Source organism: Rhodococcoides fascians NBRC 12155 = LMG 3623 (assembly GCF_001894785.1).
In the GTDB taxonomy this organism is placed as follows: domain Bacteria; phylum Actinomycetota; class Actinomycetes; order Mycobacteriales; family Mycobacteriaceae; genus Rhodococcoides; species Rhodococcoides fascians.
Genome location: NZ_BCWW01000004.1, coordinates 253,378 through 275,499, shown reverse-complemented (window position 1 = coordinate 275,499; position 22,122 = coordinate 253,378). Strand labels below are relative to the sequence as shown.

Genomic DNA, 22,122 nt, shown 5'->3' with positions numbered 1-22,122 from the left:
GGCTTCCGGCTGAGGGGTCCCTCTCCCCTATCGTGACACGCATGCACGACTACATCCGTGACGGCGCGGAGATCTACCGCCAGTCTTTCGCAACCATCCGCGCCGAAGCGGATCTGTCTCGGTTCACCCCGGACGTCGCCCAGGTCGTCGTGCGCATGATTCACGCTGTCGGTGAGATCGACCTGACCGAGACGATCGGCTTCACGCCCGACGTGGTGGAGTCCGCCCGAACTGCCCTGCGCGCAGGGGCACCCGTGTTGTGCGACGCCAATATGGTTGCCGCCGGTATCACTCGTCGCCGTCTGCCGGCCGACAACGAGGTGCTGTGCACCCTGTCCGATCCTCGGGTGCCGGATTTGGCTCGGAGTATGGGCACCACGAGAACCGCTGCCGCGCTGGAGTTGTGGGGTGACAAGCTGGGCGGTGCCGTCGTCGCGATCGGAAACGCGCCGACCGCCCTGTTCCACCTCATGGAAATGCTCGCGGCCGGAGCTCCGAAGCCCGCAGCCATCGTCGGCGGCCCGGTCGGATTCATCGGCGCTGCGGAGTCGAAGGAAGACCTGATAGCCGCCGACCTCGGCGTGGAATATCTGGTCGTCCGGGGCAGACGCGGTGGCAGCCCCATCACCGTCGCCGCGGTCAATGCCATTGCGAGCGAACAAGAATGAGCTCCAGCGGAAAGTTGTGGGGAGTGGGCGTCGGCCCGGGCGACCCGGAGTTGTTGACCGTCAAGGCCGCTCGCGTGATCGGCGAGGCCGATGTCGTCGCGTTCCACAGTGCTCGGCACGGTCGCAGCATCTCGCGCGCCCTCGCGGCCGGTTACATGCGCGACGGGCAGATCGAGGAACACCTGGTGTATCCGGTGACCACCGAGGCGACGGCTCATCCCGGTGGGTATCAGGGGGCCATCGACGAGTTCTACGAGTCCGCTGCCGCACGGCTCGCCGCTCATCTCGACGCCGGCCGATCGGTTGTGCTTCTGGCCGAGGGCGATCCACTGTTCTACAGCTCGTACATGCACATGCACAAACGCCTGGCACACCGGTTCGAGGTCGAGGTGGTTCCCGGCGTGACCTCGGTGAGTGCTGCATCGGCCGCCCTGGCGACTCCATTGGTGGAGCGCGACGAGGTTTTCACCGTCCTCCCCGGCACCTTGCCGGTGAACGAACTCACTCGCCGACTCCGCGGCACCGACGCCGCGGTCATCATGAAACTCGGTCGAACCTATCCGACCGTGCTCGATGCATTGGAACGATCCGGCAGGCTCGACGAAGCGCGGTACGTCGAGCGGGCCAGTACAGCCGAGCAACGCGTCCTCGATGCAGCCGACGCGGACAACGTGCCGTACTTCTCGATGATCGTCGTGCCGAGTCCGTCGAATCGAACCGACATGCCCACCAGCACCGGCGAAGTGGTCGTCGTCGGTCTCGGTCCGGGCGACGACGTGTGGACGACGGACGAAGTGCGAGCCGAACTCGCGGCGGCGACCGATCTGGTCGGATACATCACTTACATCGATCGAGTTCCTCAGCGACCCGGCCAGATTCGGCATGCAAGCGACAACAAGGTCGAATCCGAGCGCGCGGCATTCGCCCTCGACCTCGCCAAACAGGGTCGCCGCGTCGCTGTGGTGTCCTCGGGTGATCCGGGCGTGTTCGCGATGGCGACAGCGGTCATCGAGGTTGCAGCAGAACAGCAGTGGAGTTCGGTACCGGTACGCGTGGTCCCGGGAATGACGGCAGCCAATGCTGTTGCCAGCCGCGTCGGCGCGCCGCTCGGACACGACTACGCCGTCATCTCCCTCTCCGATCGACTCAAGCCCTGGGACGTGGTGGCCCGACGACTCTCGGCAGTGGCCGAAGCCGACATGGCGATCGCGATCTACAACCCGGCGTCGAAGACCCGCACCTGGCAGGTCGCGGCCATGAAAGATGTTCTGCTCGAACATCGTTCATCGGAGACGCCGGTGGTGATCGGGCGGGCGGTAGGCAGTGCGCAGGAATCGGTGCGCACCGTGACCCTCGGCGAACTCGATCCCGAGTCGATCGACATGCGGTGCCTGCTCATCATCGGCTCCTCGATGACGATGGTGGTGGAGACCGGAAGCGGTCCGAAAGTGTTCACGTCGCGGCGCTACCCGTCAGGGAGTGACGCGTAGGCGTTCGATCAACCACCGAGCGGCGGCATCGACCTCGTCGACCGTCAATGCCGAGATGTCGACGGTGGGTCGCGAGATCATCAGAACGGGAATCGAGGCCGATCGCGCCGCGTCGAGCTTGGCGCGGGTCATCGTGCCGCCGCTGTTCTTGGTGATCAGCAGGTCTATTCGGTTGTCGGCGAGCATTGCCGACTCGTGCGCGAGGTCGAACGGCCCGCGGCCGAGCTCGAGGGTGGCGCGAGGGGGAACGGCACCGGTCGGTGGATCTATCGAACGAATCAGGAACCACGCATCGGCGACTCCGGCGAAATGGTGAACGCCTTGCCTGCCGATGGTGAGGAACACCCGACTACCCGGTTCTATCGATGCGGCCGCCTCGGGTAGGGATGCCACGGTGGTCCACTGGTCGTCCGCCGACGCGATCCACGGTGGCCGGGTCAGCACGAGATGAGCGACACCGGTTGTCCGAGCAGCGTAGTCGGCATGCGCGGTGATGGTGGCGGCAAACGGGTGCGTCGCGTCGACCAGTGCATCGACGGCGTTGTCTCGAATCCACCGTGCCAATGCGTCGGCACCGCCGAAACCGCCGATCCTGGTATGGCCCGACACCGGCGCCGGCTCGGCGACGCGCCCGGCCAGCGAGGTGATCAACTCGATCCCGGGCACGCCCGCCACGGCGGCGGCGAGTTGCCTGGATTCGGACGTGCCGCCCAGGAGTAGGACCTTCACTGCTCGTCCGCATCCGCCCCGTCGGGCGCACCCCAGGGTTTCGTCACGCACCACTGGGTGACCGGCAGTTGTGGTCGCCAGGTGGTGAAGGACCCCAACGGCTCACCCCGGTAGATCTGGAACCGGCGCAGCCTACCGCCGTATCGTGCAGCTGCCGAGAGCAGCAGTGAATCCGATTCTGCGGTCACCGAATTGGCGACCAATCGGCCACCGGGACGCACGGCCGCCCAGCACCGCTCGATCATGCCCGGCTCGGTCGCCCCGCCGCCGACGAACACCGCGTCCGGAACGCCTGCACTGCCGGGGACCTCTTCGAAAGCCCCGGGCGCAGTGCCGAGCACGGCCAGCCCGGGCACCCCGAGCCGTTGTGCGTTGGTCGTGATCTGGTGTCGACGATCCCCGGACGACTCGAATGTCACTGCGCGACACGATGGATCGGTGCGCATCCATTCGATGGCGATCGTCCCCGAGCCTCCGCCGACGTCCCACAGGACCTCGCCGGCTCCGGGCGCCAACGCGCACAGCGTCAGTGCGCGCACTTCCTGCTTGGTCATCTGACCGTCGCCGGTGTACTGCGAATCGGGCAGGCCCGGAACGCGAGTGAGTCTGGTGGCGCCGCGATCTCGAACGCATTCGAGCGCGACAACGTTGAGCGGGTCGGCGTCGGCGAACGTCGAGTCCGTCGCCGTCCCCCGGGTGACGCGTTCGGCCGGGCCGCCGAGTTGTTCGAGCACGCTCACCGTACTGGCACCGAAACCGTTGTCACGCAAGAGCGCACACACGTCACTCGGTGTCGAGCTGCCTCGGCTCAGTACGAGAAGTCGACGACCGTGGCCGAGTTCCGGGAGGACGGTCTCGACCGGGCTGTTCACCAGCGACACCGTCGTGGTGTGCGCGAGCGACCAGCCCAGACGCGCACAGGCAAGCGAAACCGACGACGGTGCGGGATACACCCTCAGACGTTCGGCGCCGAATTCGCGAGCCAGGCTCACACCGATACCGTGAAACATCGGGTCGCCACTGGCCAGCACACACACGGTCCGGCCGTCACAGGAGTCGATCATCGGCCGCAGGCTCGGCAGCAACGGACTGGGCCACGCCCGAGCGTCGGCGCACCTGTCCCCCACGCCGGCGAGCTGCCTCGCCGACCCGAAGACGACATCTGCCTGCTCGACCACGACACGTGCGACAGCAGACAGTCCGTCCCAACCGTCCGCGCCGATTCCCACCACTGCGATGGGATGATGGTTGGGCTCCGCCATCAGCGCGGCATCCTGCGCCACAGCCATTGCGGAAGCAGTCGCATCGCGAAGAACACCGGGCGAAGAGTGCCGGGGATCCACACCGTCGACTTCCGGCTGCGCAGCGCAGCCACCACCGCGGCAGCCACCTGATGGGGTGTGCTGGACATCGGTGCCGGGTCCATGCCCTCGGTCATCGAACCGATGACGAACCCTGGGCGCGCGAGCAACAGATGAACGCCGCTGCCGTGCAGGGAATCGCTCAGTCCGCTGGCGAAACCGTCCAGACCCGCTTTGGCCGAGCCGTAGACGTAGTTGGCCCGCCTGACCCGGACACCCGCGACGGACGAGAAGACCACCAGATCGCCGCTCTTCTGCGCCCGCAGTACCTTCGCGGCGTGGGTGAGGACGGAAGCCTGGGCCAGGAAGTCGGTCGTGATCACCTCCAGCGCATGCCCGGCGTCGTCCTCGGCGCGCGTCTGATCCCCCAGAATCCCGAACGCCAACACCACGATCCCGATGGGCCCGTGCCGTTCCACGACGGAGCGCAGGATTTCCTCGTGGGTGTCCATGGCGTTCGCGTCGAACTCGACCGCATAGACGGTCGTCGCGCCTGCCTGCAGCACACGTGACCTTTGCGTCGCCAGGTCGGAACTGCGTCGAGCGGCCAGTACGACCGTTCGTCCCGGTGCCAGCCGAGTGGCGACCTCGAGACCGATCTCGCTTCGGCCGCCGAGCAACAACAACGTTCCCGAGGCGGGTTCAGATCGTCTGCTCACGCCGAACAGTCTCTCCGATCGAGCCCCGCTCGTGGCAGTCGGGGCACGTCACTACAGTCGAGTCATGGCCGCTACCCCCGCTGACGCGACTGCCCTCACCGACGAGGCGATCGAATTCCTCACCGAACGGCACCTCGCCACGCTGACGACGTTGCGTCCGGACGGCACGCCCCATGTCGTCGCCGTCGGGTTCACCTACGACGCGGACGCGCACGTCGCCCGTGTCATCACCAACAACGTGTCGCAGAAGGCGATCAACGCCGGCCGCGGTGCCTACGCCGCCGTCACCCAGATCGACGGTGCCCGCTGGCTGACGTTGGAGGGTCCGGCCACCGTTCGTGACGACCACGAGTCGGTCGCCGATGCGGAGAACCGCTATGCCCGACGCTATCGAGTGCCGCGGGAGAATCCGACCCGCGTCGTCGTCGAGATAGCGGTGCGGCGGGTACTGGGCAGCCGCTCGCTGCTGCGACGCTAGTCGTCCGTCGGCCAGGGTAGAACGGTCAGGTTCGGCCATTCGGTGGTCCACCGCGCGGCCTTCGCCTCGTAGACGTGCCGCATCGGCAATCGCGGATTCGGCCGGACGATCCCGGCGAACAGGTCGTCGAAGCCGTGTGGGGCATAGACGCGGTCCGTACCGTGGAAGTCCACGGTGATCCCGAAACAGCACGTGGTCGACACGAAGTGGTCGATGGCATCCTCGGAGCTTCGGTACGGAGCCAACGTCGCTCCGAAATGCTGCTCGTACCACAGGTGTACACGCGCTTGATTACGCACTTCGACGTCGACCCCGAGGTCGGCGAACACGTCGGCCGCGGTCTCGATCACGTCGTTCTCGGCGGCGTACGACAGATCCGTGTCGTCGAAATAGAAGAAGTCGTAGTCGCGAATTCCGGCCCCGAGATCTCGGTCGGCGAGGTGATTCCACACGGTTTGGAACAGACCGCCCGCCGTCAGGTACCAATTCGAAAGCCCGAGCTGCGGCGCACGCCGAAGTACCTCGGCCACAATCGGATTCGTCCTGACGACGGAGACGAACTCGGCTCGGCGGCCGTCGGTCACACCGGCAGCACGGCGAGACCGTGGGGGCGGAGGTTGACCGATTCGCACCCGTCCGCCGTCACGACGACGATGTCCTCGATCCTGGCACCCCACTGCCCCCGGAAATAGATGCCCGGTTCGATGCTGAACGCCATTCCCTCGGTGAGAGTGATGTCGTTGCCCGCCACGATGTACGGCTCCTCGTGCACCGACAGGCCGATACCGTGTCCGGTGCGGTGCAGGAACGCCTCTCCCAGACCGGCTTCGACCAACACCTCGCGTGCGGCTGCGTCGATGGACTCCGCGCTGACTCCCGGCGACACAGCGTCGACTGCGGCCTGCTGAGCTCGCTCCAGTACCGCGTACCGGGTAGCGACCTCGGCCGAAGGCTCTCCGAGACTGTAGGTGCGAGTGGAGTCCGAGTTGTATCCCGGCGCAACGGGTCCACCGATGTCGACGACGACCACGTCGCCGGCCTCGACGACACGATCGGAGACCTCGTGGTGCGGATCGGCACCGTGCGGACCGGAGCCGACGATGATGAATTCCGGTGCGGTGTGGCCTTCCTCGACGATCGCCGTCGCGATGTCTGCCGCGATCTGGGCTTCGGTTCGGCCCACTCGGAGCCACTCGCCCATCCGGGCGTGAACCCGGTCGATGGCATGACCGGCTCGACGCAGAGCATCGATCTCGGCGTCGTCCTTGATCATCCGCAGCTGGCGCAGAACGTCTGTCGCCAGCACCGGCACGGTCCCGAAAATCGTTGCCAGCGGCACGAAGTGCAGGGCGGGCATTGCGTCGGCGACAGCGGTCTTGCTGCCGGCCGGTACGGCCGCAGCCACGAGCGCGTACGGATCGACGCCGTCCACCCAATCGACGAGCGTCAGTGACAGGTCCCCGGCGGCGGAGTCACCCAGCGCGGCGAGTTCGAGCCGCGGCACGACGATGCTGGGAGTGCTGCCGTCGGCCGGCACCACCAACGCGATGAGACGCTCGAACGAGCTGGCCGTGGACCCGATCAGATACTGCAGATCCGGGCCCGGAGTGATCAGCAGGGCGTCCAAGCCTGCGTCCGACGTCAGGCGGGCCGCGCGCGCGAGCCTGGAGGCGTAGACATCGCTGGGAAAACGAGAAGAATCGACACTCATACCTTCAGGCTAGTGCCGTACGGCAAGATGAGCCCCATGACCACCCCCGGAAAGTCGCCGTTGCTGCTCCTCGACGGCGCGAGCCTGTGGTTCAGGGCCTACTACGCTCTGCCCGAGTCGATTACGGCGCCCGACGGCCGTCCCGTCAATGCCGTGCGAGGTTTCCTCGACATGATCTCGGCCCTGATCACGCGAACCGAACCGAGCCGATTGGCTGTATGCCTCGACCTCGACTGGCGTCCACAGTTCCGAGTGGACCTCGTTCCCTCGTACAAGGCTCACCGGGTTGCCGACGCAGCGCCGGATGTGGCCGAGAGCGAAGAGGTTCCCGAGACCCTGACACCACAGGTGGACATGATCATGGACGTCCTGGCGGCGTTGGGAATTGCCACCGCGGGGGCCGTCGGCCTCGAGGCCGACGACGTGCTCGGAACCTTGGCTGCACAGGAACGACGCGATCCCGTCGTCGTGGTCAGCGGCGACCGAGATCTGTTGCAGGTGGCGGCGGACGAACCGAACGAGGTACGGGTGCTGTACGTGGGTCGTGGCTTGGCCAAGGCAGAACTTTTCGGCCCGGTCGAGGTGGCCGAGCGGTACGGCGTCCCGTTGCACCGCGCGGGAGCGGCCTACGCGGAATTGGCGCTTCTGCGCGGTGACGCGTCGGACGGGCTACCGGGTGTCAAGGGTGTCGGTGAGAAGACGGCCTCCACACTCATGCTGCAGTACGAGTCCGTCGCGGCCCTGCGTGCAGCGGCACTCGATCCGGAGTCGGACATGGCCAAGGGAATTCGGGCGAAGCTGGCCAACGCCAGCGACTACCTCGATGCGGCACTGCCGGTGGTGCGGGTCGTCACCGATGCCGACGTCGTTCTGTCGAGGTCGGACGAGATTCCGGCCGAACCGGCAGATCTCGAGGCACTCGACAAGCTCGCGGAGACCCTGGGAATCAGAAACGCCGTGGACCGCCTGGTCTCGGCGATGGCGGCCACGGCGTCGCAGAATTGACCGGGGCTATTTCGGGAGTGAGACCTCGTAGTCGGCGTCGTCGTTGAGGAACGTCAACGTCACCTTCTTGAACGCCCCGTCGACCGTCAGCGTGCAATCGACGCTGGTGCCGGCCTTGACTTCGATGTTCTGCGGGCACGACACCCCCGACACGTTCGTGGCACCGTAGGACTCGGTCAACACCGTGCGAATACCGTCCTGAGCAGCCGTCGTATCGAGGGTGGTCGTGCGCCCGAACGCGAAGTACAGCACTGCCGCGACCACGGCCACGACGGCGATGACGGAGCCCGCGATGATCAGCGGCTTCTTGGACTGCGCGCCACTGCGACCGGGACCTGGCTGCTGGCCCGGGAACTGACCGGGGTACTGGCCCGGATACTGCTGTCCGGGATAGTGCTGACCGGGATACTGCTGATTCGGATTCTGCCCGCCCGCGAAGGGAGGCTGCTGACCGTACTGGCCGGCACCGTACTGCCCACTGCCACCGAATTGTTGTGGTGCGTAGGGGTTTTGGTAGGCGGCGTCACCGGCAGGCTGCTGTCCGGTCCCCGGATACGGTGCCCCGTACGGCTGTCCCGCCGGGTATTGCGCGGTCGGGTTCTGTGCGGTGGGGTTCTGTGCGGTGGGATTCTGCGGGTTGTAGCCCTGCGGGTACTGCCCCTGCGGACCCTGAACCTGGGGATTCTGACCCTGCTGCGGGTAGGGCCCGGCCGGATACGCGCCCTGGGGGTATTGCCCCTGGGGATACCCGCCCTGTGGGTAGTGCCCCTGCGGAGTTTGCCCCTGCGGAGACTGGCCGTATGCGCCTCCGGAAGGTTCGCCGTACTGCGTGGTCGGGGTGCCGGTGGGCGGCGCGTACTGTCCCCACGCCGACGGAGTCGGAGTCTGCGATTCGGATGTCGCCGCAGCTTCGCCGGTGGAAGCTTCCTGCCCGTCCTTTGCGGCACCGTCCTGGTCCGGCGTTCGTGACCAACTGTTGTCGGGGTCGGTCGGACCGTATGGGCCGCTCATCTCGCCTCCACTGAAATCTCGAATCCGTCGGGGGTACAGTATCCCGCTTGTCGCTGCGTCCGCTGTACCGACCCGGCAGTCCGGTTTCGGCCCGTCACGCAGCGCCCGTCACGCAGCATCTGTCACGCGGCATCGACGGCCACCACTCCTTGTCGCAGCGCGGCGACGGCACGGGCGGCGGTTCGCGACAGCTCGGGTTCGGGAGCGGCGAGCCGGACCTGGTCGAGCAGGTCGATGACCTGCCGACACCAACGGACGAAGTCGCCACCGGACAGCGCCTTGCCGTTGTCGCCTGCCGCGACCAGTGCGTCGACGAGCGAATGGTCGGAAGCCCACTTGTAGATCGCTTTGACGAAGCCCATGTCCGGCTCTCTGGTCGGTGGCAGTTTGTGCCGAACCTCGTCGGCCCGCAGCTCGTGCCACACCCGCACGGTCTCCGTCAACGCGTGCCTGATGGGTCCGGTCGGGCCGTGTGGGGTGATGTCTCCCTCGGAGCGGGACTCGTAGACCACGGCCGAGACCACTGCGGCCAACTCTGCGGCCGACAAGCCCTGCCACAGTCCGCCGCGGAGGCATTCCGCGACCAGAAGATCGGATTCGGAATAGATCCGGCTCAATCGCGCACCGTCGTCGGTCACCTTGGGATCCTTGCCCGGGGTCACGTAACCGCGGTCCGCCAGCAAAGCCAGAATGCGGTCGAACGTTCGGGCCAACGAGTTCGTCGTGGCCGACACCTTCTGCCGCATCGACTCGGTCTCCCGGGCCAGCCGGTTGTAGCGTTCGCCGGTTCGAGAGAGTTCCTCGCGATCCGGCCGGCTGTGCACCGGATGCGAGCGGATGGCCCGCCGCAGGGTTGCCAACTCCTTGTCGTCGGCGGCGGTCGACTTTCGTCCCACTCGATCGGAGGGCTGGGATATGCCGCGGGTGACCAATGCCGCCGCCAGATCCCGACGGGTCTTGGCGGTGCGGTGATCGACGAACCGTGGCAATCGCATGGAGCCGAGAGGCGTTGCCGGCGTTGGGAAATCGGCAGCGGACAGACGGCCGGCCCATTTGTCCTCGGTCAGCACGAGCGGCCGCGGATCGCCGCGATCGTCGTCCGGTTCGAGTACCACTGCCAGTCCGCTGCGCCGTCCGGACGGCACCGAGATCACGTCGCCGCGGCGCAACGCACGCAACGAGTCGACGGCTTTGTCCCGCCGATCGGACCTGTTCTGACGCTCGAGGGTCTTCTCTCGATCCTTCAGACGCTCGCGCAGTCGCGCGTACTCGAAGTACTCCCCGTCGGGGCCACCGAGCGTTGCGCCGAGCGCCTCCAACGTCTTCATGTTCTTCTCGATACCGCGGACCATGCCGACGACGGACCGGTCGGCCTGGAACTGAGCGAAGGACCGCTCGAGCAACTGCCGTGAATCCGCTGCCCCGAACTGTTCGATCAGATTGATCGACATGTTGTAGGCGGGCGCGAAAGAGCTCCGGAGGGGAAACGTTCGCGTCGACGCGAGTCCGGCCACCTCGGTCGGTTCGGTACCGGGCTGCCACAGCACAACCGCGTGACCCTCGACGTCGATGCCGCGTCGCCCGGCCCGGCCGGTCAGCTGGGTGTACTCCCCCGGTGTCAGCTCCGCGTGCGTCTCACCGTTGAACTTGACCAGCTTTTCGAGCACCACGGTTCGGGCAGGCATATTGATTCCGAGAGCCAGAGTTTCGGTGGCGAACACCGCTCTGACCAATCCCTTGACGAACAGCTCCTCGACGGTGTGGCGGAAGACCGGCAGCATTCCGGCGTGGTGCGCGGCGAACCCGCGTTCGAGCGCATCTCGCCATTCCCAGAAGCCGAGCACTTCCAGATCCTCGCGCGGGAGTTCGGAGGTGTGCTTCTCGACGATGTACCTGATCTCCTCGGCCTGCTCAGGCGTCGTCAGAACCAGCCGCGAACGCATGCACTGAGTCAGGGCCCCGTCACAGCCTGCACGACTGAAGATGAACGTGATGGCCGGGAGCAGACCTTCCTCGTCCAGCTTGGCGATCACGTCGGGACGAGCCAGCGGACGGTTGGCACCTCCGCCTCCCTGGTGGCCGCCGCGTCCGCCGCCCCCGCTTCGACCTCCGCGTCCTCGACTGTGCGGTGCGTGCCACCGATCCATGGAGTCCAGCGACTGACGCTGCTTGACGTGCCGCACCAGGTCTCGGTCCACGACGACCTTCTGGTGGCCGTCCGGTGACTGTGCTCGGGTGTCGAAGAGATCGAACAACCGACGGCCCACCATGATGTGCTGCGAGAGCGGAACGGGACGGTTCTCGTCCACGACGACCGAGGTGTCGCCGCGAACGGTACTCATCCACGCGCCGAACTCCTCGGCGTTGCTGACCGTTGCGGACAGGCTCACCAGACGCACGTCGTCGGACAGGTGCAGGATTACTTCTTCCCACACCGCACCTCGGAACCGATCCGCCAGGTAGTGCACCTCGTCCATCACCACGTGCGAGAGCCCGCGCAGTGCGTCGGAGGATGCGTAGAGCATGTTGCGGAGCACCTCGGTCGTCATGATGACGATGGGTGCATCCGGATTGATGGACGAATCACCGGTCAACAGACCGACCGTCTCGCGTCCGTATCGCGCAGTCAACTCGGCGAACTTCTGGTTGCTGAGCGCCTTGATGGGGGTGGTGTAGAAGCATTTGCGACCGGCAGCGAGGGCCAGGTGCACCGCGAACTCGCCGATCACCGTCTTGCCCGCGCCGGTCGGGGCGCAGACCAACACCCCGTGACCGTTCTCCAATGCAGTGCACGCATCCACTTGGAAGCGGTCCAACGGAAAACTCAACTCCGCGGAAAACCGTTGCAGTTCCGTGGGTTCTGGCCTGGACCGGGTGTCGACAACAGCCTCGCTCATGGTCGCTCCCCGTCGCTGGGACTCACATCAGATCGTGTCGTCGTACTGTGCCTGTGTTCGGGTCGCAGTGCCGATACCGCCCACCGGCGGTGTCGGTGCGACAGCGTGTGGGGCCTGGATAGAACTTGCGCCTTCGATGCGTGTTGCTTCGTCATCTGACACATCACCCCATTCGTCTCTTCTCTTGCGCAACTTACGCTTGTCGTGAATCCGCGCAATCTGCACTGCCATCTCGAAGAGCACCGTCAGAGCCAACGCCAAGGCCAGCATCGAGAAGGGATCCTGTCCGGGCGTTGCGATCGCCGCGAACACGAACAGTCCGAAGATCAACCCGCGACGCCACGCCTTCAGGCGTTCGTAGGTGAGAACACCGACGAAGTTCAACCCGACGACCAGCAGCGGTATTTCGAAGCTGACACCGAAGATGATCAGAAGATTGATCAGAAAACCGAAGTACTGATCGCCGCTCAGTGCCGTGATCTGGACGTTGTCACCGATCGACAGCAGAAAGTGCAAGCCCTTGGCGACGACGAAGTACGCCAGAATCGCTCCGGTCACGAACAGCGCAGCGGCACCGGTGACGAAGGAGACTGCGTAACGGCGTTCGTTGGCGTACAGGCCGGGAGTGATGAACGCCCAGATCTGGTACAGCCAGATGGGGCAGGCGAGCACGACGCCTGCGGTGAACGCCACCTTGAACCGCAGCAGGAACTGGTCGAACGGGCCGGTGGCGAGCAGGCGGCACTGATCGTCGTTGCTCAGATCCGCACGCAGGCTCGGGTCCAGGGTGCAGTACGGGCCTCGGAGCAGATCGCCGAGGCTTTCAACGCCGAAGATCGTGTGTGAGTACCAGAAGAATCCGAATGCAGTGGTCACCGCGATGGCCAGCAGCGACCAGAGCAGCCGGGTTCGCAGCTCGTACAGGTGATCGACCAACGACATCGTGCCGTCGGGATTGACTCGACGCTTACTGCGCCGTGGATCGAACGGAATGCGCATGGTGTTCTACGGTCAGCCTTCTTCGGTCGGCAGGCGGCACGAGGCCGTCACCGACAGCAGTGAACCTTCGGTGCCGACGCGGCACCGAAGGTGTGCTGAGCGGCGTCGCTCAGGCAGACTTCGCGTCGTGCTGGGGTGTGGTCTCGGTCTGCGCCACGGGTGCCGGCGATGGCAGCTGAGCGGGTGCGGCCGGCTGCTGTGCAGTCGCGGTATCGGTGTCGGATTTGCCGTCGTTCTGCATCTCCTTGACCTCGCTCTTGAAGATGCGCAACGAGCGTCCGAGTCCACGCGCAGCCTCGGGCAGCTTCTTGGAACCGAACAGAATGATGACGACCACCGCAACGATGGCCCAGTGCCAGGGACTGGTGAATCCCATGTGAACCTCCTGAGATCAGATGAATCGAGCGTACCCGACGGCGGGCGGTGCGCTCGGCAACGGAGCGCACCGCTTCACCTCACGTTCATGTTGCGAGGCCGCCATCGGTGTCGGTGGCGTCGAGCTCCGCGTAGGCATTCAGGGCGGACCGCGCACGATCGCGGACGGAATTCACCAAGGATTCAGGTCCCAGTACGGTGACGCCACCGCCGAACCCGAGGGTCAGCCGGGTCATCCACTGCAGCGTCGCGAAACGCATGGTCACCTCGATGGACCCGTCCGAATCGGCGGCTACCTGCGTCATCGGGTAGTAGTCCAGGATCCAGGTGAACGCAGGTGAGACGCGTAACCGCGCTTGGGACAGAGAGGGGTCGTCGTTGAATATTTCGAACGCGTCCTCGTCCTGCACCGACTCCGGCGGAGACGACGGTTCGTCGAGTTCGGTGGCCGAATCGATGCGATCGAATCTGAACAGCCGAACGCCCTCGGCGCCGCGACACCATGCCTGCAGATAGCTGTTGTCGTCGACCACCACGGTCCTGATCGGATCGACGATGCGCTCGGTGAGCACGTCTCGCGACGCCGAATAGTAGGTGAGTTCGAGTGCGTGCCGGGCTCGGAGCGCAGACCGTACGGTGCTCGACACCGGACCCTCCTCCGCGTCGGCCGTGTCGTGGTCGGACGAGAGCGGCACATTCGCCGCCGCCGACCCGGCCGCGGTCTCGATCTTCGCGATCGCTCGCTGAGCGGCCGACGGATCGACCATCCCCGGCATCGAGGTCAACGACCGAAGTGCGACCAACAGTGCGGTGGCCTCGGTGGACGTCAACCGCAGCGGCCGGTCGATCCCGGCGGAGAAGGTGACGTCGATGCTCTCCTCGGAGAACGACAGATCGATGAGGTCACCCGGTCCGTACCCGGGCAGACCGCACATCCAGAGCTGATTGAGATCGGCCATCAGCGTCGCGGTGGTCACGCCCAGTTCCCGAGCGGCCTCCTCGGCGCTCAACCCCGGATTGGCCATGAAGAAGGGCACCATGTTGAGCAGGCGGGCCAACCGCACCGACAGACGCGCGCTCATCGTTCGTTCTCCAGTTCGGCTGCAGTCTGCAATGTGGAGATGACATCGGCCCGCAGCTCTGCCGGGGCCAACACCATCGCGTCGGGACCGTGACCGGCGATGAGCCGCGAAATCCAATCCCAGGACCGTACCGGAACCTCGACGACCGTTCCGGTGCGCGACCCCACCGTCTGCTCCCCCACCACGGTGCCCATCCTCCGCAGCTCCGTCGCCCGACCGTCCTGGAGCCACACTCGCGCGGTACCCGACACCGAGGACGTGCCTGCGACGCGGCGGACGATGTCCTGAAGATCGATACCGTCTGGCTTGCGGACACTCTGAGGTGATCCGAAGGCTTTGACGTCGTCGCCGATCCGGGACAGTCGGAAGGTTCGGGTGTCGTCTCGGTCCACGTCGTGTCCCACGAGATACCACCGTCCCCGGAACGTCACAACGCCCCACGGCTGGACGGTTCGGGTGACGAACGGCTCGGTCAACGAGGGTCGATGCTCGAACCGCACCGACTTCCCCTCGTCGATCGCCGCGAGCAGGGCGCCCAGTGCGGGCTCGGACCCGCGGGTTCGGGCCGGAACGGCCGTGACGGCAGCCGCCGACTCGTTCTGGTCGACCTGAATACCTGCGGCGCGCAGTTTCAGCAGCGCACTCTGGGCCGCGGAGGTCAGTTCCGGTGATTCCCACAGTTTGACGGCCACCGCGACCGCAGCCGATTCCTCGCTGGTGAGATCGATGTCCGGCAGCTCGTAGGCATCTCGGTTGATGCGATAGCCCTCGACACCACCGAACCGCGTGGCGATGCCGGTCTCGAGGGGCACCCCGAGATCGCGCAGTTCGTTCTTGTCACGCTCGAACATCCTGCTGAACGCTTCGAGGCTCGTCGAGTCGTCGTACCCGGCAACGCTCTCGCGGATCCACTCCGCGGTCAGGAACTGACGCGTCGACAACAGACAGATGACCAGGTTCATCAGGCGTTCGACTTTGGTGGTGGCCACGACAGTCGAGCCTAGTTGTTCACCGCCCGCCGGAGCTGTAGCGACCCGAGTTGCCTGGATCGCTACCCGACCTCCAGCCGAGTCGCGTTCGCACTACATCGATGCGATGAGTCGCTCGACGCGCTCGTCGACCGAACGGAACGGGTCCTTGCACAACACCGTTCGCTGCGCCTGATCGTTGAGTTTCAGGTGTACCCAGTCGACGGTGAAGTCGCGTCCGGCTTCCTGGGCGGCGGTGATGAACTCACCTCGCAGCTTCGCGCGTGTCGTCTGCGGCGGCAAATTCACCGCTTCGTCGATCTGCTCGTCCTCGGTGACTCGCTTGACCAGACCCTTGCGCTGCAGCACGTCGAACACTCCCCGTCCACGCTTGATGTCGTGGTACGCAAGATCGAGCTGAGCGATCTTGGGATCGGAAAGTTCCATCGAGTAGCGGTCCTGATATCGCTCGAACAGCTTGCGTTTGATGACCCAGTCGATTTCGGTGTCGACCTTGGCGAAGTCCTGCGACTCGATGGCATCGAGTGTGCGTCCCCACAGGTCCACCACCTGGGTCACCTGAGCATTGGGCTCCCGCGTCTGGAGATGCTCGACGGCCCGGGAGTAGTACTCACGCTGGATTTCGAGTGCACTGGCCTGGCGGCCACCGGCGAGGCGGACCGGCCTGCGACCGGTCAGATCGTGGCTGACCTCGCGAATGGCTCGAATCGGATTGTCCAGCGCGAAGTCTCGGAACGAGACGCCTGCCTCGATCATCTCGAGTACGAGTGCGGCCGTCCCCACCTTGAGCATGGTCGAGGTCTCGGCCATGTTGGAATCGCCGACGATGACGTGGAGCCGGCGATACTTCTCGGCATCGGCGTGCGGTTCGTCGCGGGTGTTGATGATCGGCCGCGAACGAGTGGTGGCCGACGACACGCCTTCCCAGATGTGCTCGGCGCGCTGCGAGAGGCAGAACGTCGCGGCCTTGGGTGTCTGCAGCACCTTGCCTGCGCCACAGATCAATTGGCGGGTGACCAGGAACGGTAGGAGTACATCCGAGATGCGCGAGAATTCGCCCGCTCGCTGGACGAGGAAATTCTCGTGGCAACCGTAGGAGTTGCCCGCCGAATCGGTGTTGTTCTTGAACAGGTATATGTCTCCGCCGATGCCCTCCTCGGCGAGACGCTGCTCGGCGTCGATCAGCAAATCCTCGAGTACTCGCTCGCCTGCGCGATCATGGGTGACCAATTGCAGCAGGCTGTCGCATTCGGCAGTGGCGTACTCGGGATGCGAACCGACGTCGAGATAGAGGCGAGCGCCGTTGCGGAGGAACACATTCGAGCTGCGGCCCCACGAGACCACGCGACGGAAGAGGTAGCGGGCCACCTCGTCCGGACTCAGGCGTCGGTGTCCGTGAAAGGTACATGTGACACCGAACTCGGTCTCGATGCCCATAATTCGTCGCTGCACACTTCGACACTACAACGCAAGCCACCGATGGATGTGTCGGAGCGCCTCGATGGCGTCCATGCCTAGGCTGGGCCCCATGACTTCCACGCCAACGTCTGTTGCGGCCTCGGTTCACGCGTGGGACCTGTCCCTGGTTTCACGAAGCGCGGCATTGCGCTCGAGCAGGGCGGATGCAGGGCTCCGCGCGTTGAGCACGGCCGCCGATCACAGTCGCCTGTGGCTCGGAGCTGCCGCACTTCTCGGCGCGGCCGGTGGCTCGGCCCGACGCGGCGGCGTGCGGGGGCTGATCGCCGTGGCGGGTGCGAGCGCCGTGGCGAACGGTCTGCTCAAGCCGGTGTTCCCGAGGTCGAGGCCGGATACCGAGCTGGTTCCCGTACTGCGCCGGGTGCTCGCCCCGCCGGTGTCCTCGTCGTTTCCCTCCGGTCACTCGGCGTCCGCGGCCGCCTTCGTCACCGCGGTCGCCATCGAATCACCGAAGGCAGGATTGCTGTTGGCTCCGGTCGCCGCAGCAGTCTGCTATTCCCGGGTTCACGTCGGCGTCCACTGGCCCACCGATGTCGTCGCCGGAGCGGCGCTCGGTTCGGCGGTCGCGCTGTCGACCCGCCGCTGGTGGGCCGTGCGTTCGGCGAAGCCCGCCGATCTCGGCTCGCCGGTCGAGGTCGAGGCACTGCCGGGCGGACGGGGACTGTTGGTGCTGGTCAATCCCGGATCCGGTGACGGTTCGGAGGCGGTACCGGACGCCATCCGTCGCGAGCTCCCCGACGCCGACCTCTTCGTACCCGATCCCGAGAGGGACTTCAACGAGCAACTGGAAGAGAGAATTCGGAACACGACGCCGCGTGCTCTCGGAGTGTGTGGAGGCGACGGCACGGTCGTCAGCGTCGCCGCCTCGGCCGCCCGTAACGGCCTGCCACTCGCCGCGTTTCCGGGTGGCACTCTCAACCACTTCGCTCGCGACACCGGTCTGACCGCAGTCGAGGACACCGCCGCCGCCGTCGAGGCGGGCACCGCCGAACTGGTCGACATCGCCGAGGTGGACGTCGACGGCCGCAGTGTGTCGTTCGTCAACACCGCGACGTTCGGGGGTTACCCCGACTCGGTGCGGTTACGGCAGAAGCTGCAGAAGCGAATCGGTAAGTGGCCGGCCGCTGCGGTTGCGATGACACGAGTGCTCGCGGCTGCAGAGCCACTGAACATTCGACTCGACGGGGTGCCGCACTCGGTGTGGATGCTCTTCGTCGGCAACGGTACCTACGATCCGATCGATCAAGTTCCCATGTCGCGCAGCAGCATTCATACCGGCACCCTCGATGTTCGCTTTCTCCCGTCGGAACCCAAGGCATCGAGAACACGACTGCTGTGGGCGACGATCACAGGAACGCTCGGCTCGTCGCCTGCCTACGTGCGCAGTGTGGCGCAACGCTTGACCGTCGAGGTGGACGGTGCCCCGGTTGCCCTCGCGGCTGACGGCGAGGTCGTCGGAGACGGCACGACATTCCAGTTCAGCAGCGACAAGAACGGCCTCGTGCTCTACCGGAAGCGATAGAGCACGAGGCCGTCGACCTCGATCCGAAGCGTGGGGACTACTGCGGAGTCTCCGGCTCCGAGGAGCCGTCGCCGGTCGCGGACGGTGCCGATGCGGGCAACATATCCGCCAGAGCAGCTCCGGCGATACGCCGGAACGCTCGACGCGGTCGCCCCTGATCCAGGACGGCCACCTCCAGGGCCGACACCTCGAGAACCTTCTTCTCGGGCTCGGCACCGGCAGTCGCAGGCGACGTCGGACCGGCGGTGAGCGCGTCGACGGCGATACGAACTGCGTCCGCCAACCCGAGGCCGGACCGGTACGTATCCTTCAGCGCGGCCACGATGGGCTCGGTGGTACCGCCCATGACGACGAAATCCTGTTCGTCGACGATGGAGCCGTCGTACGTGATGCGGTACAGCTGCGTGGCCATCGGCTCGTCCTGATGGGACACCTCGGCGACGCAGATCTCGACCTCGTACGGCTTGAGCTGCTCGGTGAAGATGGTGCCCAGTGCCTGGGCGTAGGTCTTCGCCAACGACCGGCCGGTGACATCGCGTCGATCGTAGGTGTATCCCTTGATGTCTGCGTGCTGGATGCCGGCCTTGCGTAGGTTCTCGAACTCGTTGTACTTGCCGACGGCAGCGAAACCGATGCGGTCGTAGAGCTCACTGACCTTGTGCAGCGCGGTCGAGCGATTCTCGGCGACGAACAGGACCCCGTCGGCATACGCCAGCACGATGACGCTGCGGCCGCGGCCGATTCCCTTGCGCGCCAATTCCGAACGATCGCGCATGATCTGTTCGGCAGATGCGTAATACGGCATCGTCATAGCGCGCTACCCCCTTCGCTGACTTCCTGGCCTGCTCGGGTGTGGTGGTCCGTGCCGCCGGTGTGTGCTGCGCTCTCGGTTCGTTCTGCCAGAACCGATCGGGCCGCAGCCGATATGCGATCGTGCGCGACGTCGTCCGCACCGACGCTCGTGATGGCAACTGCCGTCGGGTAGATGCCGCGGGTGACATCGGGACCACCGGTGGCCGAGTCGTCGTCGGCGGCGTCGTACAGCGACTCGACTGCAGCCCGAAGCGCCTCGTCCTCGGACATTCCGGGGCGGTACAACTTCTTGAGCGCGGATTTGGCGAACAACGAGCCCGAACCCACTGCGTGATAGCCCGACCGCTCCTCGTAACGCCCGCCGACCACGTCGTACGACACGATGCGTCCGGCTCTGTCGGGATCGGAGATGTCGATGTCGAATCCGACCAGCAACGGCACCGCAGCCAGTCCCTGCATCGCCGCACCCAGATTGCTCCGAACCATCGACGACAACTTGTTGGCCTTGCCGTTGAAGGTGAGCGGCACGCCCTCGATCTTCTCGTAGTGCTCGAGTTCGACAGCGAACAGACGAACCAATTCGATTGCGATACCCGCAGTTCCGGCAATGCCCGCAGCGGAGTACTCGTCGGTGACGTAGACCTTCTGCATGTCACGGTTGGCGATCAGATTGCCCTGAGTGGCGCGCCGATCACCGGCGATCAGCACCCCGCCCGCGTAGGTGAGGGCGACGATCGTCGTACCGTGCGGAGCGATGCCGGACTTGTCGGTGGTGCCGTTGGCGGCGTGGGACGCCAGGTCCGCGGCGAGGCCGCTCTCCGGCAGCAGGTGCGGGGCGTGCTGACGGAGGTAGTCGGAGAAGGACGAGCTACTGGACCCCAGCGGAATCGCCGGTCCGTCGCCTGCCGACCGTGGGTCCGAACGATCCACCGTCACTGGCCGCCCTTCTGAACGTAGGCGCGGACGAAGTCCTCGGCATTCTCCTCGAGAACGTCGTCGATCTCGTCGAGAAGATCGTCGGTCTCCTCGGCCAACTTCTCGCGCCGTTCCTGGCCACCGGCCCCCGTGTCGCCTGGGACCTCGTCGTCGCCGCCGCCGCCGCCCGAGCGCCGTGTCTGCTCCTGAGCCATAGTCGCCGACCTCCTCTGTGTATCGAGAAAACAGATCTACTGCACGGTCGCCGGGTCATCCGAGGCGCACCGGCGTGGATGTGCAAGTGCTACCGAACGTTCCGCCGAAAGTGCACGGACCTTTACCCTACCGACAGTCCGACCTCGCCGGTTGGCAAGACACCGCCGAACGACCCATTCGAATGCCCTGGACGATCAGGTGGTGAGCTGGTCGACCAGTTCCGCTGCACTGTCCACGGACTCCAGCAGGGCACCGACGTGGGATTTCGTTCCCCGCAACGGCTCGAGCGTCGGAATCCGTACCAGCGAATCGCCACCGAGATCGAAGATGACCGAGTCCCAGCTCGCCGCGGCGATGTCAGCACCGAATTTGCGCAGGCATTCGCCGCGGAAGTAGGCCCTCGTGTCGTCGGGCGGTGTGCCGACCGCATCGAGAACTTGCTGCTCGGTGACGAGACGATCCATCGAACCGCGGGCGACCAACCTGTTGTAGAGCCCCTTGTCGAGGCGAACATCGGAATACTGCAGGTCCACCAGGTGCAGCCGCGGAGCGGACCAGCCGAGGCCCTCACGCTGTCGGAACCCTTCGAGCAGTCGCAATTTCGCCGGCCAGTCCAGCAGATGCGCGCACTCCATGGGATCGCGCTCGAGCAGGTCCAGCACCATCGCCCACTTGTCGAGCACGTCCAGTGCTCGTGCGTCGTCGCTGCCCTCGGCAGCCACGAACTTCGCCGCCCGCTGGTGGTAGATCCGCTGCAGCGCAAGGCCCGTCAGTTCGCGGCCGTCGGCGAGTGCCACGGCCTTGCGCAGGGTGGGATCGTGGCTGATCTGATGGACAGCCGTGACCGGCCTGGCCAGCTGCAGATCCGACAGGTCGACGCCCGCCTCGATGAGGTCGAGCACGAGGGCCGTGGTTCCCACCTTGAGGTAGGTCGACATCTCCGCCAGGTTGGCGTCGCCGATGATGCAGTGCAGACGTCGGTACTTGTCTGCGTCTGCGTGCGGTTCGTCCCGGGTGTTGATGATGCCGCGCTTGAGGGTGGTCTCCAGTCCGACCTCCACCTCGATGTAGTCCGCTCGCTGCGAGAGCTGGAACCCGGCCTCGTCGCCCGACTGGCCGATACCGACTCGCCCGGAGCCGGTGATGACTTGCCTGGAGGCGAAGAACGGCGAGAGCCCCGCGATCACCGCCGAGAACGGTGTCTCACGCGACATCAGATAGTTCTCGTGCGTGCCGTACGACGCGCCCTTGCCGTCGACGTTGTTCTTGTACAGCTGCAGGCGCGGAGCCCCTGGGACGCTCGACGCGTGCCGTGCGGCCGCTTCCATGACGCGTTCGCCTGCCTTGTCCCAGATCACCGCGTCCAGTGGGTCCCGCACCTCCGGGGCCGAGTACTCGGGGTGCGCGTGATCGACGTACAGGCGGGCACCGTTGGTGAGAATCATGTTCGCCGCACCGATTTCGTCGGCATCGATGACCGGAGCCGGTCCGCTGAACCGTCCGAGATCGAAGCCTCGTGCATCGCGCAGCGGTGATTCCACCTCGTAGTCCCAGCGGGTGCGCTTGGCGCGGGGCACTCCTGCGGCTGCCGCGTACGCCAACACCGCCTGGGTGGACGTCAGGATCGGGTTGGCGGTGGGTTCGGTCGGTGAAGAAATGCCGTACTCGACCTCGATACCGATGATGCGCTGCATAAGTCGAGCCTAGACGGCCGACGGATGCAGTT

Annotated in this window: 21 protein-coding genes; 5 read left to right on the top strand and 16 right to left on the bottom strand. The window is 65.7% G+C overall.

Annotation, left to right across the window (positions count from 1 at the left end; genetic code table 11):
- Nucleotides 1-41: 41 nt before the first annotated feature.
- Nucleotides 42-668 carry a precorrin-8X methylmutase gene (locus RFA01S_RS12540; protein WP_027497104.1) on the top strand — a complete coding sequence of 209 codons (627 nt, stop codon included), beginning with the start codon at nucleotides 42-44 and terminating at the stop codon, nucleotides 666-668.
- A complete protein-coding gene (locus RFA01S_RS12535; RefSeq protein ID WP_027497103.1) occupies nucleotides 665-2,158 on the top strand; it encodes a precorrin-2 C(20)-methyltransferase in 1,494 nt (497 codons plus the stop codon). Before RFA01S_RS12540 ends, RFA01S_RS12535 begins: the two co-directional genes overlap by 4 nt.
- Here the strand turns inward: RFA01S_RS12535 and RFA01S_RS12530 are convergent.
- From RFA01S_RS12530 to dprE2, 3 genes are read right to left on the bottom strand one after another with little or no spacing between them, the layout of a single operon-like run.
- Nucleotides 2,141-2,887, bottom strand: a complete 747-nt coding sequence (locus tag RFA01S_RS12530) for a cobalt-precorrin-6A reductase (protein WP_027497102.1) — start codon at nucleotides 2,885-2,887, stop codon at nucleotides 2,141-2,143. The genes RFA01S_RS12535 and RFA01S_RS12530 overlap by 18 nt on opposite strands.
- Nucleotides 2,884-4,176, bottom strand: a complete 1,293-nt coding sequence (gene cbiE / locus RFA01S_RS12525; protein ID WP_237606212.1) for a precorrin-6y C5,15-methyltransferase (decarboxylating) subunit CbiE — start codon at nucleotides 4,174-4,176, stop codon at nucleotides 2,884-2,886. The genes RFA01S_RS12530 and cbiE overlap by 4 nt, the downstream gene beginning before the upstream one ends.
- Nucleotides 4,149-4,907 (bottom strand): decaprenylphospho-beta-D-erythro-pentofuranosid-2-ulose 2-reductase, encoded by a 759-nt coding sequence (dprE2, locus tag RFA01S_RS12520; protein ID WP_027497101.1) that lies wholly within the window; start codon nucleotides 4,905-4,907, stop codon nucleotides 4,149-4,151. The genes cbiE and dprE2 overlap by 28 nt, the downstream gene beginning before the upstream one ends.
- 64 nt (nucleotides 4,908-4,971) lie before the next feature.
- On the opposite strand from dprE2, the gene RFA01S_RS12515 reads away from it, so the two are divergent.
- Nucleotides 4,972-5,385: a TIGR03618 family F420-dependent PPOX class oxidoreductase gene (locus tag RFA01S_RS12515; protein WP_032365855.1), complete on the top strand. Its 414-nt coding sequence runs from the start codon at nucleotides 4,972-4,974 to the stop codon at nucleotides 5,383-5,385.
- Here the strand turns inward: RFA01S_RS12515 and RFA01S_RS12510 are convergent.
- Complete coding sequence (locus RFA01S_RS12510; RefSeq protein WP_032408258.1) at nucleotides 5,382-5,969, bottom strand: nucleotidyltransferase family protein; 588 nt, start codon at nucleotides 5,967-5,969, stop codon at nucleotides 5,382-5,384. The two genes, RFA01S_RS12515 and RFA01S_RS12510, sit on opposite strands and share 4 nt — an antisense overlap.
- Nucleotides 5,966-7,096, bottom strand: coding sequence for a M24 family metallopeptidase (locus tag RFA01S_RS12505; protein WP_032370541.1), 1,131 nt, complete (start codon nucleotides 7,094-7,096; stop codon nucleotides 5,966-5,968). The genes RFA01S_RS12510 and RFA01S_RS12505 overlap by 4 nt, the downstream gene beginning before the upstream one ends.
- 27 nt (nucleotides 7,097-7,123) lie before the next feature.
- Between RFA01S_RS12505 and RFA01S_RS12500 the strand changes: the two genes are divergently transcribed.
- On the top strand, nucleotides 7,124-8,101 hold the full coding sequence (locus tag RFA01S_RS12500) for a 5'-3' exonuclease (protein WP_032408487.1): 978 nt from the start codon (nucleotides 7,124-7,126) through the stop codon (nucleotides 8,099-8,101).
- Between the two features lie 6 nt (nucleotides 8,102-8,107).
- Here RFA01S_RS12500 and RFA01S_RS12495 read toward each other — a convergent pair whose 3' ends face one another.
- The 7 genes from RFA01S_RS12495 to pafA form a co-directional block, all read right to left on the bottom strand.
- On the bottom strand, nucleotides 8,108-9,112 hold the full coding sequence (locus RFA01S_RS12495; RefSeq protein WP_052060892.1) for a DUF4333 domain-containing protein: 1,005 nt from the start codon (nucleotides 9,110-9,112) through the stop codon (nucleotides 8,108-8,110).
- Nucleotides 9,113-9,234: 122 nt separating this feature from the next.
- A complete protein-coding gene (locus tag RFA01S_RS12490) occupies nucleotides 9,235-12,009 on the bottom strand; it encodes a DEAD/DEAH box helicase (RefSeq protein WP_051365148.1) in 2,775 nt (924 codons plus the stop codon).
- 27 nt (nucleotides 12,010-12,036) lie between these two features.
- A complete protein-coding gene (gene tatC, locus RFA01S_RS12485) occupies nucleotides 12,037-13,008 on the bottom strand; it encodes a twin-arginine translocase subunit TatC (RefSeq protein ID WP_027497094.1) in 972 nt (323 codons plus the stop codon).
- A gap of 109 nt (nucleotides 13,009-13,117) precedes the next feature.
- Complete coding sequence (tatA, locus tag RFA01S_RS12480) at nucleotides 13,118-13,384, bottom strand: Sec-independent protein translocase subunit TatA (RefSeq protein ID WP_027497093.1); 267 nt, start codon at nucleotides 13,382-13,384, stop codon at nucleotides 13,118-13,120.
- An 85-nt stretch (nucleotides 13,385-13,469) separates the two neighbouring features.
- The gene (locus RFA01S_RS12475) at nucleotides 13,470-14,465 is read right to left on the bottom strand and encodes a helix-turn-helix transcriptional regulator (protein ID WP_027497092.1); all 996 of its coding nucleotides are present in this window, start codon (nucleotides 14,463-14,465) and stop codon (nucleotides 13,470-13,472) included.
- Nucleotides 14,462-15,454: a helix-turn-helix transcriptional regulator gene (locus RFA01S_RS12470; protein ID WP_027497091.1), complete on the bottom strand. Its 993-nt coding sequence runs from the start codon at nucleotides 15,452-15,454 to the stop codon at nucleotides 14,462-14,464. Before RFA01S_RS12470 ends, RFA01S_RS12475 begins: the two co-directional genes overlap by 4 nt.
- Nucleotides 15,455-15,547: 93 nt before the next feature.
- Nucleotides 15,548-16,906, bottom strand: a complete 1,359-nt coding sequence (gene pafA, locus RFA01S_RS12465) for a Pup--protein ligase (protein ID WP_174557245.1) — start codon at nucleotides 16,904-16,906, stop codon at nucleotides 15,548-15,550.
- Between the two features lie 76 nt (nucleotides 16,907-16,982).
- On the opposite strand from pafA, the gene RFA01S_RS12460 reads away from it, so the two are divergent.
- Nucleotides 16,983-18,452: a bifunctional phosphatase PAP2/diacylglycerol kinase family protein gene (locus RFA01S_RS12460; protein ID WP_032391417.1), complete on the top strand. Its 1,470-nt coding sequence runs from the start codon at nucleotides 16,983-16,985 to the stop codon at nucleotides 18,450-18,452.
- 37 nt (nucleotides 18,453-18,489) lie between these two features.
- On the opposite strand, the gene prcA is transcribed toward RFA01S_RS12460, so the two are convergent.
- The 4 genes from prcA to dop form a co-directional block, all read right to left on the bottom strand.
- On the bottom strand, nucleotides 18,490-19,263 hold the full coding sequence (prcA, locus tag RFA01S_RS12455) for a proteasome subunit alpha (RefSeq protein ID WP_027497088.1): 774 nt from the start codon (nucleotides 19,261-19,263) through the stop codon (nucleotides 18,490-18,492).
- Nucleotides 19,260-20,201: a proteasome subunit beta gene (prcB, locus tag RFA01S_RS12450; RefSeq protein WP_027497087.1), complete on the bottom strand. Its 942-nt coding sequence runs from the start codon at nucleotides 20,199-20,201 to the stop codon at nucleotides 19,260-19,262. The genes prcA and prcB overlap by 4 nt, the downstream gene beginning before the upstream one ends.
- Nucleotides 20,198-20,395: a ubiquitin-like protein Pup gene (locus tag RFA01S_RS12445; RefSeq protein ID WP_032365806.1), complete on the bottom strand. Its 198-nt coding sequence runs from the start codon at nucleotides 20,393-20,395 to the stop codon at nucleotides 20,198-20,200. The genes prcB and RFA01S_RS12445 overlap by 4 nt, the downstream gene beginning before the upstream one ends.
- A 195-nt stretch (nucleotides 20,396-20,590) precedes the next feature.
- The gene (gene dop / locus RFA01S_RS12440) at nucleotides 20,591-22,090 is read right to left on the bottom strand and encodes a depupylase/deamidase Dop (protein WP_027497085.1); all 1,500 of its coding nucleotides are present in this window, start codon (nucleotides 22,088-22,090) and stop codon (nucleotides 20,591-20,593) included.
- Between the last annotated feature and the right edge of the window lie 32 nt (nucleotides 22,091-22,122).